16 protein-coding genes are annotated in these 17,013 nt (G+C 65.9%); 9 read left to right on the forward strand and 7 right to left on the reverse strand.

Features of this window, described 5'->3' with window-relative positions:
• Positions 1-92 precede the first annotated feature (92 nt).
• Positions 93-989, reverse strand: coding sequence for an acyl-CoA thioesterase (locus WFH00_RS01505; protein ID WP_336658813.1), 897 nt, complete (start codon positions 987-989; stop codon positions 93-95).
• Entirely contained in the window at positions 986-1,798 is an 813-nt protein-coding gene (locus WFH00_RS01510) for a fumarylacetoacetate hydrolase family protein (RefSeq protein ID WP_336658816.1), read from the reverse strand. The genes WFH00_RS01505 and WFH00_RS01510 overlap by 4 nt, the downstream gene beginning before the upstream one ends.
• Positions 1,799-1,985: 187 nt before the next feature.
• Between WFH00_RS01510 and WFH00_RS01515 the strand changes: the two genes are divergently transcribed.
• Positions 1,986-2,390, forward strand: coding sequence for a RidA family protein (locus WFH00_RS01515; protein WP_336658817.1), 405 nt, complete (start codon positions 1,986-1,988; stop codon positions 2,388-2,390).
• A gap of 180 nt (positions 2,391-2,570) precedes the next feature.
• Here WFH00_RS01515 and WFH00_RS01520 read toward each other — a convergent pair whose 3' ends face one another.
• Positions 2,571-3,056: a VOC family protein gene (locus WFH00_RS01520; protein ID WP_336658818.1), complete on the reverse strand. Its 486-nt coding sequence runs from the start codon at positions 3,054-3,056 to the stop codon at positions 2,571-2,573.
• A 112-nt stretch (positions 3,057-3,168) separates the two neighbouring features.
• Between WFH00_RS01520 and WFH00_RS01525 the strand changes: the two genes are divergently transcribed.
• The 8 genes from WFH00_RS01525 (at position 3,169) to WFH00_RS01560 (ending at position 12,918) form a co-directional block, all read left to right on the forward strand.
• Positions 3,169-3,987, forward strand: a complete 819-nt coding sequence (locus tag WFH00_RS01525) for a PaaX family transcriptional regulator (RefSeq protein WP_336658820.1) — start codon at positions 3,169-3,171, stop codon at positions 3,985-3,987.
• Positions 3,988-4,218: 231 nt separating this feature from the next.
• Complete coding sequence (locus WFH00_RS01530; protein ID WP_336658821.1) at positions 4,219-5,442, forward strand: ABC transporter substrate-binding protein; 1,224 nt, start codon at positions 4,219-4,221, stop codon at positions 5,440-5,442.
• 8 nt (positions 5,443-5,450) lie between these two features.
• A complete protein-coding gene (locus WFH00_RS01535; RefSeq protein ID WP_336658822.1) occupies positions 5,451-6,227 on the forward strand; it encodes an ABC transporter ATP-binding protein in 777 nt (258 codons plus the stop codon).
• On the forward strand, positions 6,224-6,955 hold the full coding sequence (locus tag WFH00_RS01540; protein ID WP_336658823.1) for an ABC transporter ATP-binding protein: 732 nt from the start codon (positions 6,224-6,226) through the stop codon (positions 6,953-6,955). The genes WFH00_RS01535 and WFH00_RS01540 overlap by 4 nt, the downstream gene beginning before the upstream one ends.
• Positions 6,952-7,833: a branched-chain amino acid ABC transporter permease gene (locus WFH00_RS01545; RefSeq protein WP_336658824.1), complete on the forward strand. Its 882-nt coding sequence runs from the start codon at positions 6,952-6,954 to the stop codon at positions 7,831-7,833. The genes WFH00_RS01540 and WFH00_RS01545 overlap by 4 nt, the downstream gene beginning before the upstream one ends.
• Positions 7,830-8,918, forward strand: coding sequence for a branched-chain amino acid ABC transporter permease (locus WFH00_RS01550; protein WP_336658825.1), 1,089 nt, complete (start codon positions 7,830-7,832; stop codon positions 8,916-8,918). Before WFH00_RS01545 ends, WFH00_RS01550 begins: the two co-directional genes overlap by 4 nt.
• A gap of 185 nt (positions 8,919-9,103) precedes the next feature.
• Positions 9,104-11,278, forward strand: coding sequence for an indolepyruvate ferredoxin oxidoreductase subunit alpha (locus WFH00_RS01555; protein WP_336658826.1), 2,175 nt, complete (start codon positions 9,104-9,106; stop codon positions 11,276-11,278).
• Positions 11,275-12,918 (forward strand): indolepyruvate oxidoreductase subunit beta family protein, encoded by a 1,644-nt coding sequence (locus WFH00_RS01560; RefSeq protein ID WP_336658827.1) that lies wholly within the window; start codon positions 11,275-11,277, stop codon positions 12,916-12,918. Before WFH00_RS01555 ends, WFH00_RS01560 begins: the two co-directional genes overlap by 4 nt.
• A gap of 69 nt (positions 12,919-12,987) precedes the next feature.
• On the opposite strand, the gene WFH00_RS01565 is transcribed toward WFH00_RS01560, so the two are convergent.
• The 4 genes from WFH00_RS01565 to WFH00_RS01580 all read right to left on the reverse strand — a co-directional run bounded on the left by WFH00_RS01565 (position 12,988) and on the right by WFH00_RS01580 (position 16,980).
• The gene (locus WFH00_RS01565) at positions 12,988-13,926 is read right to left on the reverse strand and encodes an AraC family transcriptional regulator (RefSeq protein WP_336658828.1); all 939 of its coding nucleotides are present in this window, start codon (positions 13,924-13,926) and stop codon (positions 12,988-12,990) included.
• Between the two features lie 10 nt (positions 13,927-13,936).
• Positions 13,937-15,052 carry an LLM class flavin-dependent oxidoreductase gene (locus tag WFH00_RS01570; protein WP_336658829.1) on the reverse strand — a complete coding sequence of 372 codons (1,116 nt, stop codon included), beginning with the start codon at positions 15,050-15,052 and terminating at the stop codon, positions 13,937-13,939.
• A gap of 42 nt (positions 15,053-15,094) precedes the next feature.
• Positions 15,095-15,538 (reverse strand): flavin reductase family protein, encoded by a 444-nt coding sequence (locus WFH00_RS01575; protein WP_336658830.1) that lies wholly within the window; start codon positions 15,536-15,538, stop codon positions 15,095-15,097.
• Between the two features lie 263 nt (positions 15,539-15,801).
• Positions 15,802-16,980: an aminotransferase class V-fold PLP-dependent enzyme gene (locus tag WFH00_RS01580; RefSeq protein ID WP_336658832.1), complete on the reverse strand. Its 1,179-nt coding sequence runs from the start codon at positions 16,978-16,980 to the stop codon at positions 15,802-15,804.
• Positions 16,981-17,013: the final 33 nt, after the last annotated feature.

The raw sequence follows: 17,013 nt of genomic DNA on the forward strand, positions 1-17,013 counted from the left end.
GCCGGGGTCCTTTCTGCATTTGGAATCTGGTCCGCCGCCCATTGAGAGGCGACGGTGGTGTGAAGCGGTGTCGTGCGGATCAGGGAAGCTCCTCAGGGGAGCCGGATCATGCCCTCCTGAGCGACGGTCGCGATGAGCTCGCCCGAGCGGGAGAAGAAGCGACCGGTGTTGAGGGCGCGCCCCCCCTGCACTCCCGCGCTCTCCTGCGCGTAGAGCACCCACTCGTCGGCGCGCGCCGGTCGGTGGAACCACATGCTGTGATCGAGGCTGGCGGTGACCAGGCCCTCGGTCGACCAGGGGGCACCGATCGCTCGGAGGGAGGGCTCCAAGATCGTGTAATCGCAGACGTAGGTCAGGGCGAGCTGCTGCGTTCGGCGGTCTGCCGGAAGCTCCGAGAACGAGCGGACCCAGATAGCCTGGTGCGGACGCTGCTCGCCCTCGATCTCGAAGTAGACCGGTCCTGGGATGTGACGCATGTCAAAGCTACGGCCGCGGGCCCAGTAGTCACCGGCAGCGGAATCGCCGAGGCCGCGACCGTCGATGTACTCCGCGGAGCTCGGCAGGGAATCGGGATCCGGCGCGTCCGGCATGGTCGGCGCGTACTCGGGCCCGTTCTCGGGCACCTGGAATGATGCGGTGGTCAGGAAGACGACCTTCTCCTGCTGATACCCGCGAACGTGCCGGGTCGAGTACCCGCGCCCGTCGCGCAGGAGTTCGACCTCGTAGCGCACGGGCTCCCCCACCTCGACGGGCCGCAGGAACGAACTATGCATCGAGTGCAGCTCGCGGTCCTCGCCAACGGTCGCGAGCGCGGCCGCCGCCGCCTGCGCCACCGAATCTCCACCGTAAGCCTTCGGCCACGGGACGTACTGCGGGATCACCTCGAACGCGCGGTCGTATACGCGCGCCTCGGACTCGGACAACTCGATCGCCGCGAGGAACCGCTTCGCGTTCGGCTCGTTCGCGCGTTCGATCTCAATACTGCTCACTGCGTCTCCTCCGTTGAACCTGCCGCGATCCGCATGGTGTTTCGCAGCTCTCCGATACCTTCGATTCGCGTCGTCAGCACCTCGCCATCGCGCAGCCAGCGTTGCGGCTGCATGCCGAGCCCGACGCCGCCGGGAGTACCCGTGAGCACGATGTCTCCCGGGCCGAGCTCGGTGAATTGGGAGATATACGCGACGAGGTCCGCTGAATCGAACGCGAGCTCACGAGTGTTGCTCTGCTGCATGACGACGCCATCGATCTCGCCGGTGATGTCGAGGCCCTCCTTGGGGGAGATCTCGTCGGCGGTGACGATGACGGGCCCGATCGGGGTGGTGCGGTCCCAGGCCTTGCCCTGCAACCACTGCAGCGTGCGGGACTGCCAATCGCGGCACGACACATCGTTCGCGACGGTGTACCCGAGGATCGCGGCCTCGGCCTCTTCGCGGCTCGCGCCCCGCACTCGTGACCCGATGACGACCGCGAGCTCCGCCTCCCAGTCGACCTTCTCCGAACCCGCGATGTGGATGTCGGCGAGCGGCGCGGTGAGCGTGTCCGCGAACTTCGCGAACAGCGTCGGGTACTCCGGGACCTCGCGACCCGCCTCAGCGATGTGGTCGAGGTAGTTCAGCCCGCAGCAGAGGATCTTCCGCGGCTCCAGCACGGGCGCGGCGAGTTCTGCAGCGTCTGTCGCGATCCGCTTGCGCGTGGCATCCTGACGGGCCGCGGAGACGACATCACGCCAGCTCTCGTCAGCGATCAACGCACCGACATCGCCTGCGTCGAGCAGAATCCACTCCGCTCCGTCGCGCACGGCCGCGAATGTGCTTCCGCTCGCTGTACGTAGTGTCCCCAAGTGCATCGTCGCTCCCGTAGGTTCGGTGAGGCTCGTTCCTCAGCTCATCGGTCGAGTTGCATTCGCCGATTCGGTGACAGTATGACAGAATATTCACGAACGTCACAACTTCGATATATCACTCGCAACAGAGATGGAGACAAAGATGTCAGGTCAGGTCATCAATCCCCCGCAGCTGTGCAAGCCGATCGGCTTTGCCCACGGCGTGAAGGCGGGCCCGTTTGTCTACCTGGGCGGGCAGACCGCCCTCGACGCCGACTACAAGATCGTGCCGGGCGGAATCGTCGAGCAGTTCGAGCAGGCGTTTAGCAACGTACTCGCCACCCTCGAGGCGGCCGGCGGCAAGCCGACGGACCTCGTCGACGTCACCATCTACCTCACCGACGTCGACGATTACCAGCGCAACGGTCGTGAAATCGGCCGTAAGTGGCGCGAAATGGCGGGGACGGAGTACCCCGCGATGGCCGGTATCGGCGTGACCAAGCTGTGGCAGCCCGAGGCTCTGATCGAGATCCAGGGCGTCGCGTACCTCGGCGACTCTGCCGAGTAAGTATCGCCGCTTCGGCGAGGCCAGCGCCTCGATGAAGCGGCACCCCGAGAGGCGTGGGGATCGCGTGAGTGCCTGAAGCACCGCGATCCCCGCGCCTTTCGCGTCTTGCGTGCCTTTCACACCTCCCCGAGCATCGAGCAGTTCGGCGATGGTCGGGCAACGACCCGGCGATCGGACGCGCTACGCACCCCAGATGTAGGCGTAGGGGTGCGAGCAGACCTCGAACACGTTGCCCCAGGGATCTTCGCAGTACAGGATCTGGTAGCCGCGATCCTCATTGATGGTCACCACGTCCGATCGCTGCCGACCTCCCGCAGCGACGACGTCAGCCGCGAGCGCGGCGACGTCGGGCGCGGTCAGCGCGAAGTGATTCACGCCGCTCCTCCAGAACTGGAACGTGTCATCCGGGCGCTCATACGCCGGCGCGTCGAATTGGAAGATCTCGAAGCCGTTGCCATCGGGTGACGCCATGTGAGCGAACTGGAAACGCGCGAAGCCCGTGCCGTAAATCCCTGTCGCGGCAACGCCGAGCGGAGTGTCGTCTTCGAGCACCTCGAGCGGGCCGGCCAACAGGTAGTAGTCGAACACCGTGCGGTACCACTCCACCGCTTCTCCGATGTTGGGCACGGTGATGCCGACGTGCGAAAACGTGGGCCGATGGGACATGAAAGCTCCTTCGAATCTGCGAACACTCCGTCGAGTTCCCGTCAAAGTTGTCACGCTTCCGTGATGATCGCAACACCGGCGCAACCCTGGCACCGCACCGAGACAGGCGATCATGACCCCGAATACCTCGCGCACGCTCCTCGTGACGCTGCTCGGCGCATTTGCTCGCCGGGTAGGCGACTGGCTCCCCGTCAAGGTCATCGTCGCACTGCTCGAGGAGCTCGGTGTCGACGAGTCGAGCGCGCGCACGGGTGTCTCGCGCCTGAAGAAGCGCGGGTGGTTGGAACCCGAGAAACGTGGTTCCGTCACGGGGTATCGCCTCACCGATCTCGCGCGCGACACGCTCGCGTCGGGCGACGAGTACATCTGGCACTCGCGCCAGCCCGCCGACCTCGCCGACGGCTGGTGCATCGCGACCTTTTCAGTGCCCGAAGATCAGCGCGCCCACCGGCACCTCCTCCGGTCGCGTCTCGCATCGCTGGGTTTCGGGAATGTCGGTCAAGGGGTGTGGATCGCTCCCGCACGTATGGCGCCGAGCGCGCTCGACCTCGTGACGCGCCTGGATCTCGCGAGCAACACCATCCTCCTCGTCGGAGATCGGGTCGGCGGGCAGGAGCTCTCGCAACTTGCACGAGAGGCTTGGGATCTCGACGCGATCGACGCCGGGTACCGCGCGTTTCTCGCCCGCCATGAGCCGGGCTTCGCGGCACTTCGCGACGGAGGGGCACTCCCTTCGCCGCGCACGGCGTACACCCACTACGTTCGCGCACTCAATGACTGGCGCGTGCTCCCGATGCGCGATCCTGCGCTCCCCCGTGAGCTCCTACCGAGCGACTGGGCGGGCGAGCCCGCGACACGCCTCATCGAAGAAATCGTGACCCGGCTTGACGAGCCCGCCTTCGCCCACGTGCGCGCGGAACTGGCACGCTGACCTCGAACCCCGCGCGAGTCGCGCGGAAGGCCATAACGTTATGAACATCTACTTGACGCGCGTAACGAAATTGGGATACAACTACTCCTAGTCAGTGCCGACAGCGTTTCTCCCCCGTCACTTCGGGCTCTACCAGCCCGGATCCCGACGTCGCTCGGCGCAGATCCGACATCCCAAGCCGACGATACGCGCCTCAGTGCCGAGTCGCCCGTCGCAAGAGAAAGGCCACCCATGCGCAAGACCCATCTACTCCCGCTCGCGGCCCTCGCCGCTGGGGCCCTCGCACTCACCGGCTGTGTGTCATCAGCATCCGGTTCCGACTCCGACGAATCGGCGTCGAAGAGTGGCGGGTCGAGCGACGAGACGATCCTCATCGGCGCCGTAATGGCCGAAACCGGATTCATGTCTCCGTTCGACACGCCGGCGCTGAATGCGATGAAGATCGCAGTCGATGACCTGAACGCTAACGGTGGCATCGACGGCGCCCAGGTGGAGCTTTCCGTGATCGATACCGGATCCGATTTCGAACAGTACGCGCCAGCGGCGCAGAGTCTCGTTGACGATGGCGCAAAGGTCCTCATGGTGACCTGCGACTACGACACCGCCGTGCCGGCATCCCAGGTCGCCGAGCAGAACAACATTTTGAACATCGCGCCGTGCGTCGGCGACACCATTTACGGCCCCGAGGGCGGGCTGAATATCGGCTTCTCCTTCGGCAACGCCGTGCCCGGTGAGGCGAGCACCATGGCGGAGTTCGCCGCCGATCAGGGATGGAAGAGCGCCGTCTTCCTCAAGGACGACTCGATCAAGTACACGCAGAACCAGTGCGAGACGGCCGCGAAGCGCTTTACCGAACTCGGCGGCACGGAGATCGCGACGTACACCTTCAAACAGGGTGACAGCATCAAGGAGACCGTGTCGAAGATCTCGAGCGGCGAGACGCCCGACGTCGTGTTCAACTGCAGCTACGGCGAGGGCGGCGGCAAGGCTGCCAAGGAGCTCCGCGATGGCGGGATCGACACCCCGGTCGTGTCCGGCTTCGGCATGGACGGCACGTTCTGGCTCGGCGCGATTCCGAACCTCACCGACTACTACATCGTGACCTACCCCTCCGTCTGGGGCGACGACAGCGATGAGGCCGTCAACAAGGCATCCGCGAAGTACGAAGAGGTCTACGGCCAGCGCCCCGAGAACGGCAGCATGACGACCGGAGCCTCGGCGATCGAAGCGATTCAGCTCGCCCACGACGAGGCCGGCTCCTGGGAAGGCGATGCGCTCGCGAAGGCGCTCACCGGCTTCTCCGAGGTTCCGCTGCTCGTCGGCCCGACGTCCTTCTCCGATGACCTGCACGTCAACGTCGAGCGCCCGCAGCGCGTGCTCGAGGTCAAGGACGGCGGCCTCGCCTGGCTCGAGACCCGCACGCCCGAAAAGGTCCTGCTCTCCGCAGGCGAGTAGCACGAAAGATGCAGCAGACCGCGGTTCCCCCCGTCAGCACCGAGAACGTGCTGCGGGGGGAACACCTCTCCCGCGCCTACAGCGGCGTACAGGCCCTCTCCGAGGTATCGATCGAAATCCCGCGGGGCCGGGTCACCGGCCTCATCGGCTCGAACGGCGCCGGCAAGTCCACGCTCGTGAACATCCTCACGGGCTACGACACTCCGGATCAGGGCAGCGTCGTCGCGAACGGCAATGACGTCACCGCCATGCGCGCAGAGCGCCGCGCCCGCTTCGGTGTCGCGCGCACCTTCCAGCACGGACACCTTTTTGGCCGTTGCACGGTGCTCGAGAACATCGAGGTGACTGCGCTCGCGTGCGGCGCCGGCAGAAAGTCCTCCCGCCAACTCGCACTCGACCTCATCGACGAACTGCAGCTCGGCGATTGGATGTTGCACGACGCAAGCGGTCTCCCCCACGGCGTCGAGCGTCGCCTCGGTGTCGCTCGGGCGCTCGCCGCACGCCCCGACTACGTGCTGCTCGATGAGCCGGCGGCGGGGCTCAACGACGGTGAGGCCGAGCACCTCCGCGACACCATGCGTTCGGTCGCGGAACGAGAGGTCGGAGTACTCCTCATCGACCACAACATGCCGCTCGTCTTCTCGAGCTGCGACCACATCTTCGTGCTGGGCGCTGGAAAGAACGTGCTCGACGGCACACCCGACGTCGTGCGGCACGACAGCAGACTCGCCACGAGCTACCTGGGCAGCGCGGCCGAGCAGATTGCAGAAGGAACACTCGAGTGACCGACCACACCACTCCTCAGCGATTGCTCGAGGTCTCCGATCTTCGCGTGTCGTACCGCGGGATCGCCGCTGTGAGCGGCATCGACTTCCACGTCGACGCGGGCGAGCTCGTCGGCATCATCGGCCCGAACGGCGCCGGCAAGTCGTCCACGATGCACGCCCTGGTCGGGGCGGTGCGGGCGCAGGCGGACACCCTCGAGTTCGAGGGAAGCAGCCTGCTCGGGCGACCCACTGAGCGCATCGCGCGATCCGGCATCGCGCTGGTGCAGGAGGGACACAACGTCTTCAGCCGCCTCACCGTAAGGGAGAACCTGAAGCTCGGCGCCACCGCCCGACCGAACTCCGACGGCCTCGAAGATGACCTGCAGTGGGTCTACACCCTCTTCCCCATCCTCGAGGAATTCTCAGATCGCCAGGCCGGGCTCCTCTCCGGCGGTCAGCAGCAGCAACTTGCGATCGGCCGCGCCTTGCTCTCCGCACCAAAACTCCTCGCGCTCGACGAGCCGTCGCTCGGCCTCTCGCCGACCGCGGTAGACACGGTGTTCTCCTCGATCGAGAGCATTCGGGAGCGCGGGACCGCGGTGCTCATCGTCGAGCAACGCGCACAGCAGACGGTCGCGGCGGCCGACCGCACCTACGTGCTCAGCGAGGGCCGCATCACGATGATGCTCGGCCCCGAAGACGCGCACAACTCGGCACTCCTCATGAAAGCGTATTTGGGCTCGTGAACCTCATCCAAGCACTCATCGACGCGACCTCCACCGGCGCTGTCTATGCGCTCGCGGCACTCGGCATCGGTCTCGTTTTCGGCGTCATGCGACTCGCGAACTTCGCGAACGGCGAGCTCATCACCGCTGCCGGCTACGCCCTCGTCCTGCTCTGGCCCGTGTCGTGGCCGTTGGCGATCATCGCAGCAATCGTGGTCTCGGTCGCTCTTGCACTCTTCATGGACGTCGCGGTCTTCCGGTGGATCCGCTCCCAGCCACCGGCCACGCTCCTCATCGCGAGCTTCGGGCTCAGCATCCTGCTGCAGCGCGTCTTCGACGGGATCTTCGGCACGAATGTGATTTCAGCGGCGGTTGCGCCTGGGCTAGCGGCGTCGATCCGCATCGGCGATCTCCGCATCAACCTCATCTCGATCGTGTCGATCGCGCTCGCCGCCGTGCTCCTTCTCCTCATCCGCTTCTTCCTCACCCGCACCCCGATGGGCCTGCAGGTGCAGGCCGCGTCCGAGGACTTCCGGGCCGCACGCGTGCTCGGCATCCGCGCCGGCGTCGTGATCGCCCTGACGTTCGCGATCAGCGGCGTGCTCGCGGCGGCGATCGCCTTCGTCCTCACCACCCAGAGCGGGGGTGTCGGGCCCACGTTCGGCGTGCAGGTCACCCTCTTCGCGCTGATCGGCTCAACCATCGGCGGCCTCGGTCGACTCGGCGGAAGCGTTGTCGGTGGCTTCGTCGTCGGCTTCGCGATTTCGATCTTCACGACCTGGCTCCCGAGCTGGATCAATGATTTCAGGATCGCCTTCGTGTATCTGCTGGTCGCCGTAGTCCTGGTGATCGCCCCCAATGGCCTCTTCGCCGGCCGAGCTGTGAAGGAACGCGCATGAAACAGCAGCAGTCAGAACGCCGGGGGCTCACGAGGTTCGCGGTGCCGGAACCCGTCGCGAAGCTCTGGACGCTCGCGGCGCCCGTGCTCGTCGTGTGGCTCGTTTCTCTCGGCGCGAGTGCCCTCTCTCAGACGGCCGCCATCGACCTCGGGTACGCGCTCGCGAACCTCATCATCGTCGTCGCCATGTGGACGTTCATCGGCAATAGTGGCGTGCTCTCGTTCGGCCACATCGCCTTCGTCGCCGTCGGCGCCTGGACGCTCTCGCTCCTCACGATCCCGTCGAACATCAAGGCAGCGATCATGCCCGATCTGTTCCCGTTCCTCATCGACGCCCAGGCGAACCCCCTCGTCGCCCTCGTAATCGCGGCGCTCGTCGGCGGCCTCCTCGCACTGCTCAGTGGTCTGGCGCTCATGCGACTGAACGGCCTCGAGGCGGGCATCGCGACGTTCGCGCTGCTCATGCTGGTCGTGCAGGTGCTGACCTACTTCAAACAGATCGGACCGAAGTCCGGGCAGTCCATGACGGGGCTGCCGCGCAGCTTCGACCTGCAGTCCGTGCTGGTGATCGCACTCGTCGTCATCGCACTCGCGTGGTGCTACGGCCAGAGCCGGAGCGCCCGACTACTGCGGGCCTCGCGCGACAGCATTCAGGCCGCGCCGGCGTCGGGCATCACGGTGACTCGCCACAGGCTTATCGCGTTCACCGTCTCGGGAGCGCTCGCGGGCGTCGGCGGCGGAGTGTGGGCGCAGCTCAACGGTGTCGCCCAGGCCTCGCAGTTCTCGCTCGACTTCACCTTCACCACGATCGCGATGCTCGTGGTCGGCGGCATGCTGTCACTGTGGGGCGCGGTGGTGGGAGCGCTCGCGATCTCGGCACTCAGCCACCTCCTCGGTGTGCTCGAAAAGGGGCTGCAGTTCGGCGACGTGATGGTGTCGCTCCCCTCGGGCAGTCGCCTCATCGTGCTCGGAGCGATCATGGTGCTCGTCCTCATCTTCCGGCCGTCGGGCATCACCGGTGGGCGTGAAGCCACTTGGCCCTTCGTCGCACACATCCGCCGGGCACCGGCAGCGCAGACGTCTTGAGGGGGCTCCTGTGCGCTCCGAAACCGAGTGCTTCCGGGCCGTTGAGGCGACCACTCCTGTCAATACGGAAAATTACTGAGACCGATCGTCTTTCACTCGTGTGACGTTCGCCACATATTTGATATATTGGTTCTGCGGCTCCACAACGAGCGCATGTCAACGATGACGCGAAAGGGTACACCACCATGGCAGAACGGTCGTTCGTCAACGAGGTCAAGAAACTGCGCTCAGGCGCGGGCACCGAGTTGCACGTCGAGGGCATCCTCGCGGTAACGAAGGCTCTGCTCGAGTCCGGGGTCGCCTACGTCGGCGGCTACCAGGGTGCGCCAATCTCACACCTCATGGACGTGCTGGGCGACGCCCACGACATCCTCGAAGAGCTCGACGTCTACTTCGAGAACTCCGCCTCCGAGGCAACCGCGGCCGCGATGCTCGCGGCTTCGGTGCACTACCCGCTTCGCGGGGCCGTGACCTTCAAGTCGACGGTCGGTCTGAACGTCGCCTCCGACGCACTCGCGAACCTGTCGAGCGGCGGCGTTGAGGGCGGTGCGCTCGTCATCCTCGGCGAGGACTACGGCGAGGGTTCGAGCATCATGCAGGAACGCTCGCACGCCTTCGCGATGAAGTCGCAGATGTGGCTGCTCGATCCGCGCCCCAATATCTCCGCGATCGTCGACACCGTCAAGCACGGCTTCGGCCTTTCCGAAGCGAGCAACACGCCGGTCATGCTCGATCTACGTCTCCGCTCCTGCCACCTGCAGGGTTCCTTCATCGCGGAAGACAATGTGCGCCCGCCGATGACGGTCACCGACGCCGTCGAGAATCCGCAGCGCGACCTGAGCCGCATCGTGCTCCCGCCCGCGAGCTTCCTGCACGAGCACGAGAAGGTGCACGCTCGCTGGCCCGCGGCCGTTGAGTACATTCGCAAGAACAAGATGAACGAGTTCTTCGAGGGCGACGTCGACGACATCGGCATCATCGTGCAGGGCGGGCTCTACAACACGCTCAACCGCTCGCTCGAACTGCTCGGCTGCTCCGATGCTTTCGGCAACACCCACGTGCCGATGTACGTGATGAACGTCACCTACCCCGTGATCGACGAGGAGGTGCTCGAGTTCTGCGAGGGCAAGAAGGCCGTGCTGCTCCTCGAAGAGGGCCAGCCCGACTACATCGAGCAGAACCTGAACTCGATCCTTCGCAAGGCGGGCTCGACCACGGCTCTGCACGGCAAGGACCTGCTGCCCATGGGCGGCGAGTACACCACGCAGGTCGTCACGAAGGGCGTCACGGAGTTTCTCCAGCAGTACGAGCCGCAGCTCATCGAGACCCAGCCCTCACTCCTGCTTCCCGCGGAGAACCCGGCGAGCCCATTCGCGCCCCGGGTCGATGCCACCCAGGTACAGGGGCGCCCGCCGGGGCTCTGCACCGGTTGCCCCGAGCGCCCGATCTTCAGCGCAATGAAGCTCGCCGAGAAGGAGGTCGGTCAGGAGCACCACGTGAGCATGGACATCGGCTGCCATCTCTTCGGCATCAACGAACCGTTCAATCTCGGCGGCACCACTATGGGGTACGGCCTCGGCTCAGCGGGCGCTTCGGCGCTCAATTCGAAGGACGCCGACCGCACCACGATCGGCATCATGGGTGACGGCGGTTTCTGGCACAACGGCCTCACGAGCGGGATCGGCAACGCCGTCTTCAACAAAAACGATCAGGTGACGGTCGTCGTCGACAACTCTTACGCCGCCGCTACGGGCGGGCAGGATCTCCTCTCGTCCTACGGCCAGGCCGAGACGCAGAGCCGCTCCATGGACAACCCCATCGAGAAGGCCGTGCGCGGCGTCGGGGTGAAATGGGCCAAGACGATGAACAATACCTACGACATCGCGAAGCTCAAGAAGATCTTCGTCGAGGCGTTCACGACGAAAACTGAGGGACCGAAGGTCGTCATCGCGCAGAGCGAGTGCCAGCTCAACCGGCAGCGCCGCGTCAAGCCGAAGATGCAGCAGGACATCAAGGAGGGTAAGCGCGTCGTGCGTCAGCGCTTCGGCGTCGACGCCGAGACCTGCACGGGCGATCACGCGTGCATCCGCATCTCGGGCTGTCCCTCGCTCACGCTAAAAGACAACCCGGACCCGATGCGCACGGACCCGGTCGCGACCGTCATCGATAGCTGCGTGGGTTGCGGCGTCTGCGGAGCCAACGCGCACGCGGCATCGCTCTGCCCGTCGTTCTACCGAACGGACGTCGTGATCAACCCCTCGCTGAGCGACCGGCTGCTCGGCAAGATCCGCTCCGGTTGGATGTCGATGCTCTCCTCCCCCGTCGAGCGTCGCGCGAGCCAGTACGAGGTGGCCGCATGAGCACCTGGGAATCGGGCCGCAGGCCCATCACGATCGCCATCCTCGCGATGGGCGGCGAAGGCGGCGGCGTGCTCGCCGACTGGATCGTCGCGCTCGGCGAGTCCTCCGGCTTCATCACGCAGAGCACCTCGGTCGCGGGTGTGGCCCAGCGCACCGGCGCAACCGTGTACTACGTCGAGCTCTACCCGCGCGCTGAACGTGCCTCGGAGGGCGCAGCCCGTACCGAGCCGATCCTGAGCCTGTTCCCCACGCCGGGGCAGGTGGACGTCGTGATCGCTTCGGAGCTGATGGAAGCCGGGCGCGCACTGCAGCGCGGGTTCTGCACACCGGACCGCACGACGCTCATCGCGTCGACCAACCGCGTCTACGCCATCACCGAAAAGATCAACCTGGGCGACGGCCGCGTCGACGACGAGAGTCTGCTGAACTCTGCGAAGGCGGGCTCGAAGCAGCTCATCGCGGCGGACTTCAGCGCGCTCGCTGCCCAGGCGGGCAGCGTGAACTCGTCGTCGCTCTTCGGCGCTCTCGCCGGATCCGGTGCCCTGCCGATTCCCCGCGAAAGCTTCGAGGAGACCATCACCCGCTCGGGCAAGGCCGTCGAGCGCTCGCTGAAGGCGTTCGGGCTGGGCTTCGACGCGGCTCGAGTCGCCGCGGAGGAGGCCGCCGCCGAGGCTGCGCAGCCCTCGCCGCCCTCCGGGCTCGGCCCCGTGCGCGTCACCATCGGACGCCGCCGGCCGCGGGATCCCGCGGAGGAGGCCGCCGAGGCCGAGGAGCGCCGCCACCGCGAGCTCGCGATCTCGGACCCCCGGCAGCTCGTCGGCCCCAAAATTGCGGATCGGATGGACCGCGTCGCGAACTTCGCGGAGGACGCCCGCTCGATGGTCGTGCACGGCTGTGTGCGGACCGCGGTGTATCAGGGCCCGGAGTATACGGACCTATTCCTCGATCGCGCCTCGCGGGTGATCCCGTTCGACGCAGGCCGCGCAGACGCGCCGCTGTCGGTCGAGGTCGCCCGTCATACCGCGCTGTGGATGGCCTATCAGGACACGATCCACGTCGCCCTGCAGAAGTTGCGCAAGCGTCGCATGGAAGGTGTGCGCGTCGAGGCGAAGGCCGACAGCGGCCAGCTGACGCAGGTGCGGGAGTTCCTGCATCCCCAGGTCGACGAGATCACGGATACGCTGCCGACCGCACTCGGGCGGGCGCTCTCCCGCTCGAAGCTCTTCGGCAAGGTTGTGGGTGCAGTAACCCGCGATGGCATGGTCGTCAACACGACCTCGGTCTTCGGGTTCAGTGCGCTCTGGTTCATGGCGTCGATGCGCCCCATGCGTCCGCGCTCACTGCGCTACGGCCGCGAGCAGGTCGCCATCGATAGCTGGCTCGACCTCGTGGTCGAGGTCGCAGCCGAGGATTACGATCTCGCGTGCGAAATCGCGAAGGCTCCGCGAGTGCTGAAGGGCTACGGCGCGACGCACGCGCACGGCTCCGAAAGCTTTGCGAAGCTGATGGCCACCGTCCCGAGCCTGCGCGGCAAGACGGACGCAGCGAAGACGCTCGCGCGCCTCACGAAGGCGGCGCTCGCGGACGAGGACGGGGTGGCGCTCGCGAAGGCGCTCACCGCGATGCCCGTCGCGGCCTAGCGCAACACACGAATGGGGCGGGCGCCGGTTGGGTACCGGCGACCGCCCCATTTGCGTGCAGTGACGCGACTACCCGCGCAGCTCCGACGGAAGCACGCCGAAGCGGTCGGAGAAGTAGCGCGCGAATCGTCCCGTGTGCGGGATGCCCACCTCCGCGGCAACGGTGGCCACCGAAGGCGAGCGATCCCGTCCCGGTCGCGAATCGTTCAGTGCCGCCCAAGCCCGGTCGAGCCGCGCATTGCGCAGGTACTCCTGAGCGGTGCAGCCGAGATGTGCTTGGAAGGCGAGCTGCAGCTGGCGCGTGCCGATGCCCACTGTGCTGCCGAGGCTCTCGATGGTGATCGGCTCCGAAAGATACCGCCGTAAGTATCGGGCGGCCTCCAGCAGATACGACGGCGGCGACGGCTCGAAGGCCTCGCCCCCGCCATACATCGTGACCGGGGCGAGGCCCATGAGAAGCGCGTCGACCAGAGCTTCCGCGTCACTCGTCGGCTGCTGAGCAAAATTCGCCCACGTACGCCGGATTCGTGTGCCTCCATGCAGTTCAATAGGCCGCGAGTGCCCGAGATCGACGGCGCACTCTCGCTCTGCCCCGAGCGCGTCGCGGAGCAAGGTGGTGACCGTCGATAGCGCCAGTACGCCGACCAGGGCACCCGCCGTCGGATCCGGAATCATGCGCGTCTGCGCAGTCCCCGACAGCACGAAGGGCGCCGTCATCACTTGTCGGTGCCCGGCCACCTCGACCTGCATGGGCCCAAGGGGAACGACGAGCACCACCCGTTCTTTGGCCGGCGGCCCGACCACGCTCACGGGCGCCGCATACGCGACGTACACCAGAGAGAGCGCGCCGATCCGCAACCCGTTCACGGTGCCTCTCACGCGCCCAGAGCGTTCTGCGCCGCTGGTCACGGCGTGATCGTAGCCGGTGACCCCGTCGACCGCGTCCCGAAGACGCCCCGTGCTCGACGCATGAGCGATCGGGAAGTCAGAGAGAAACGCCGGCGTCATGCGAACGATCCTAGGCTCGCGGCGAGCGCACGCCCATCTTCTCGAGAATCGGCATCACCGAGCGGCCGAATTCAGTGACCTCACGCGTGTAATTCACAAACGCGAGCGTCATCCCGTCGAAGCCGGCCTCGCTGACGGCGCGGATCTGCTCCGCGACCTCCTCCGGAGTGCCGACGATCGGGAGCGAACCATGGCCCGAAGCGAAGCGTGAGCGCATCGTTTGCAGCATCTCCGGCGTGAAGGACTGCGCGTGCATGCCCTGCAGCCCCATCAGGTAGTCGACCGCGCCCCAATCGGCGTACTCGTCAGCGTAGTATGCGAGGTAGTCCTCGGCCTCGGCCCGGCTGTCGCGGCACACGACGTGGCCGAGCGTGAGGACACCGACCTCGCGCTGGTAATTCGCGCGAGCCTCATCACGCATGGCTTGCACGATGCCAGCGCCGGTCTCGACATCGGGGATGATCGTGAATGCGAAGTCGGAGTAGTGCGCAGCGAAGTCGCGTCCCTGAGTCGACGAGCCTGCATTGAGGATCGGAACGCGTCCGCCCTTCGGCTTCGGCTCGGATTCGGCATCCTTCAGCTGGTAGAACTTGCCGTCGTGCTGGAACTTCGCCTCGGCGCTCCACGCTTCCTCGATGACCTCGAGCCACTCGGCAGCAAACCCATAGCGGTCGTCGTGGGCTTCGGGCATCGGAGCCCCGAGAGCTTCGTACTCCGGGAGGTTCCAGCCGGCGACGACGTTCAGACCAGCGCGCCCTCCCCCGCCGAGCTGGTCGAGCGTCGCCATCTGCTTCGCGATCACCATGGGGTTGTTGAACGCTGTGTGTATCGTCGAGAAGACATTGATGCGCTTCGTGCTCGCGATCAGACCGGCTGCCCACACGATGGGATCGAGCACTGAGCCGTGGAAGTTGGTGTCGCCTTTGTAGCCGATGAAGCGTGCGATCGGCAGGAGGAAGTCGATGCCCGCGGCCTCGGCCGCCTGCGCGAGCGCGAGGTTGTCTTCCCAGCTGGCGCTCCAGCGATCGGGGATCTTCGTCACGGCCAGGCCCCCGGAGCAGTTCGGAGAGAAGAGGCCGAGCTTGAAGTCTTCGCCATTGAGAATATCGCGGATCATGGTACTCATTTCTGTCAGATGGGGGGGTGGGGGACCGAGGGCGAGCGCGATTCAGTGTCGGAGCGACGGCCGCGCGGACACGGTCGCGACGTCCGGCGCGACGATGGCAGTCGGGCGGCCGATCATGAGGTCGTGATCCCCGACGATGATGCGCTCATGCAGCATGCAATCGAAGCGAGTGGGAAGCTCCGGGATAACTGGATCGCCATTCGCGTTCAACTCGAACTCGATGCCCGCGAACTTGTCTCCGCCTCGCTGCGCAAAGGTCGCGATCAGCGGATGGTCGAGCGGGCGTTCCATGCGAGGGAGCACGTGGATCGCGTAGGAGTCGATCGCGCGCCAGGCGTTGATCGACGACGACCCGTGGTCGACGGCCCAGCTGACGAGGGGTGGCTCGAGCGAGAGCGAGGCGAAGGAATTGCAAACGAGCCCAATCGGGACTCCTGCGGGGTCGACACTCGTGACCAGACAAATACCCGTTTGCCACTGCCTCATCGCGGCTCTAAAGTCTTCGCGCACCTGTGCTGTCTCCCGTTTTCGACGCTGATCATCGGAATGAGACAAGCGTGGCATCCGGGCGCTTGGAAGCACCATCCGCTATGCGAAGTATCGGGCCGCGGCGCGTCTGCGTCTGCGTCTGCGTCTGCGTCTGGCGATCGGCCGCCTATGGCCGGGGCTGCAAGCTGTACGCATGCCAAAGGCCCGTAACTCGCGCGGCCATGCGCGTGTTCCGGGCCCTCAAGCGGAGATACTCAGCGTTACTTCGCGAACTCGGAGATCGCCGTGATGAAGCGGTCGACGTCCATCTCGTTGTTGTAGTGCGCGAAACCGACGCGCAGGGTGTCGCGCTTCGGCAGGTACTCGCCGAGCGACATCGCGTACCAGTGGTCGTGGTGCCACACCGCGATGTTCTGCTCACCGAGGCGACGAGCGACCGTCTCGGCCTCGACACCGGGGATGTCGAGCAGGAAGGTCGGGACGCGCTTCGTCACGTCCTTCGTGCCGAGAACCTCGATGCCCGCGGGCAGGCGGTCCATCATCATCTGTCCGAGCTGCTCCTCGTGCTGCTCGATCTTCTCGAAACCGCCGATGGACTTCAGGTAATCGAACGTCTTGATGAGGCCGGCGAGGAGCTCATAGGGCTGGGTACCTGTTTCGAAGCGGCTACCGAGCGGGTAGTTGTCGCGGGGCATGACCTTGTAGCCGTCCCAGTCCTTTGCCACCCGATCCTCGACGTGAGCGATGCCGAGGTGAGGGCCGGCGAACTTGTAGGCCGAGCAGGTGATGACGTCAGCGCCGATGGCGCGGGCGTCGACCTTGCGGTGCGCCGCGTACTGCACGGCGTCGACCCAGGCGATGGCGCCAGCCTCATGGGCGATGTCGCAGATCTCCTTCGCGGGCGTCATATGCCCGATGGAGTTCGCGCTCCACGGGAACGCGATGACCTTGGTGCGGTCGGTGATGAGCGACTTCAGGTGCTCGACGTCGAGGAAGAGGTTCTCGTCGACGCGCGCGACCTTCATGACGAGGCCCAGGTCCTTCGCGAGCTCGCGCCAGGGCGCGACATTGCCGTCGTGATCGAGAGCCGTCGTGATGATCTCGTCGCCGGGCTGGAACGAGCGAGCCGCTGCACGGGTCAGCGCGAAGTTGACGCTCGTCATGCTGCCGCCGAACACGATCTGCGATGCGTCGCCACCGAGGAACTCTGCGGCCTTCTCGCGAGCAACCTTGTTGACCTCCGTGACCCGGTACGACGTCGGGTAGAAACCACCGAAGTTCGCGCTCGAGTACTTCGCGTTGTCGGCGTATGCGTTGGCGACCTCGTCGGGCACCTGGCTTCCGCCGGGAGCGTCGAGGAAGGTGAATGCGTTGTCGCGCAGCATCGTGAAGCGCCGACGAACGGCCTCAACGTTGTAGCCCGATACTGACATTGCCATGTGTTTCTCCTTTATGCGTTCGGGCTCCCGGCT

Source organism: Leucobacter sp. USHLN153 (genome assembly GCF_037145615.1).
GTDB lineage: Bacteria > Actinomycetota > Actinomycetes > Actinomycetales > Microbacteriaceae > Leucobacter.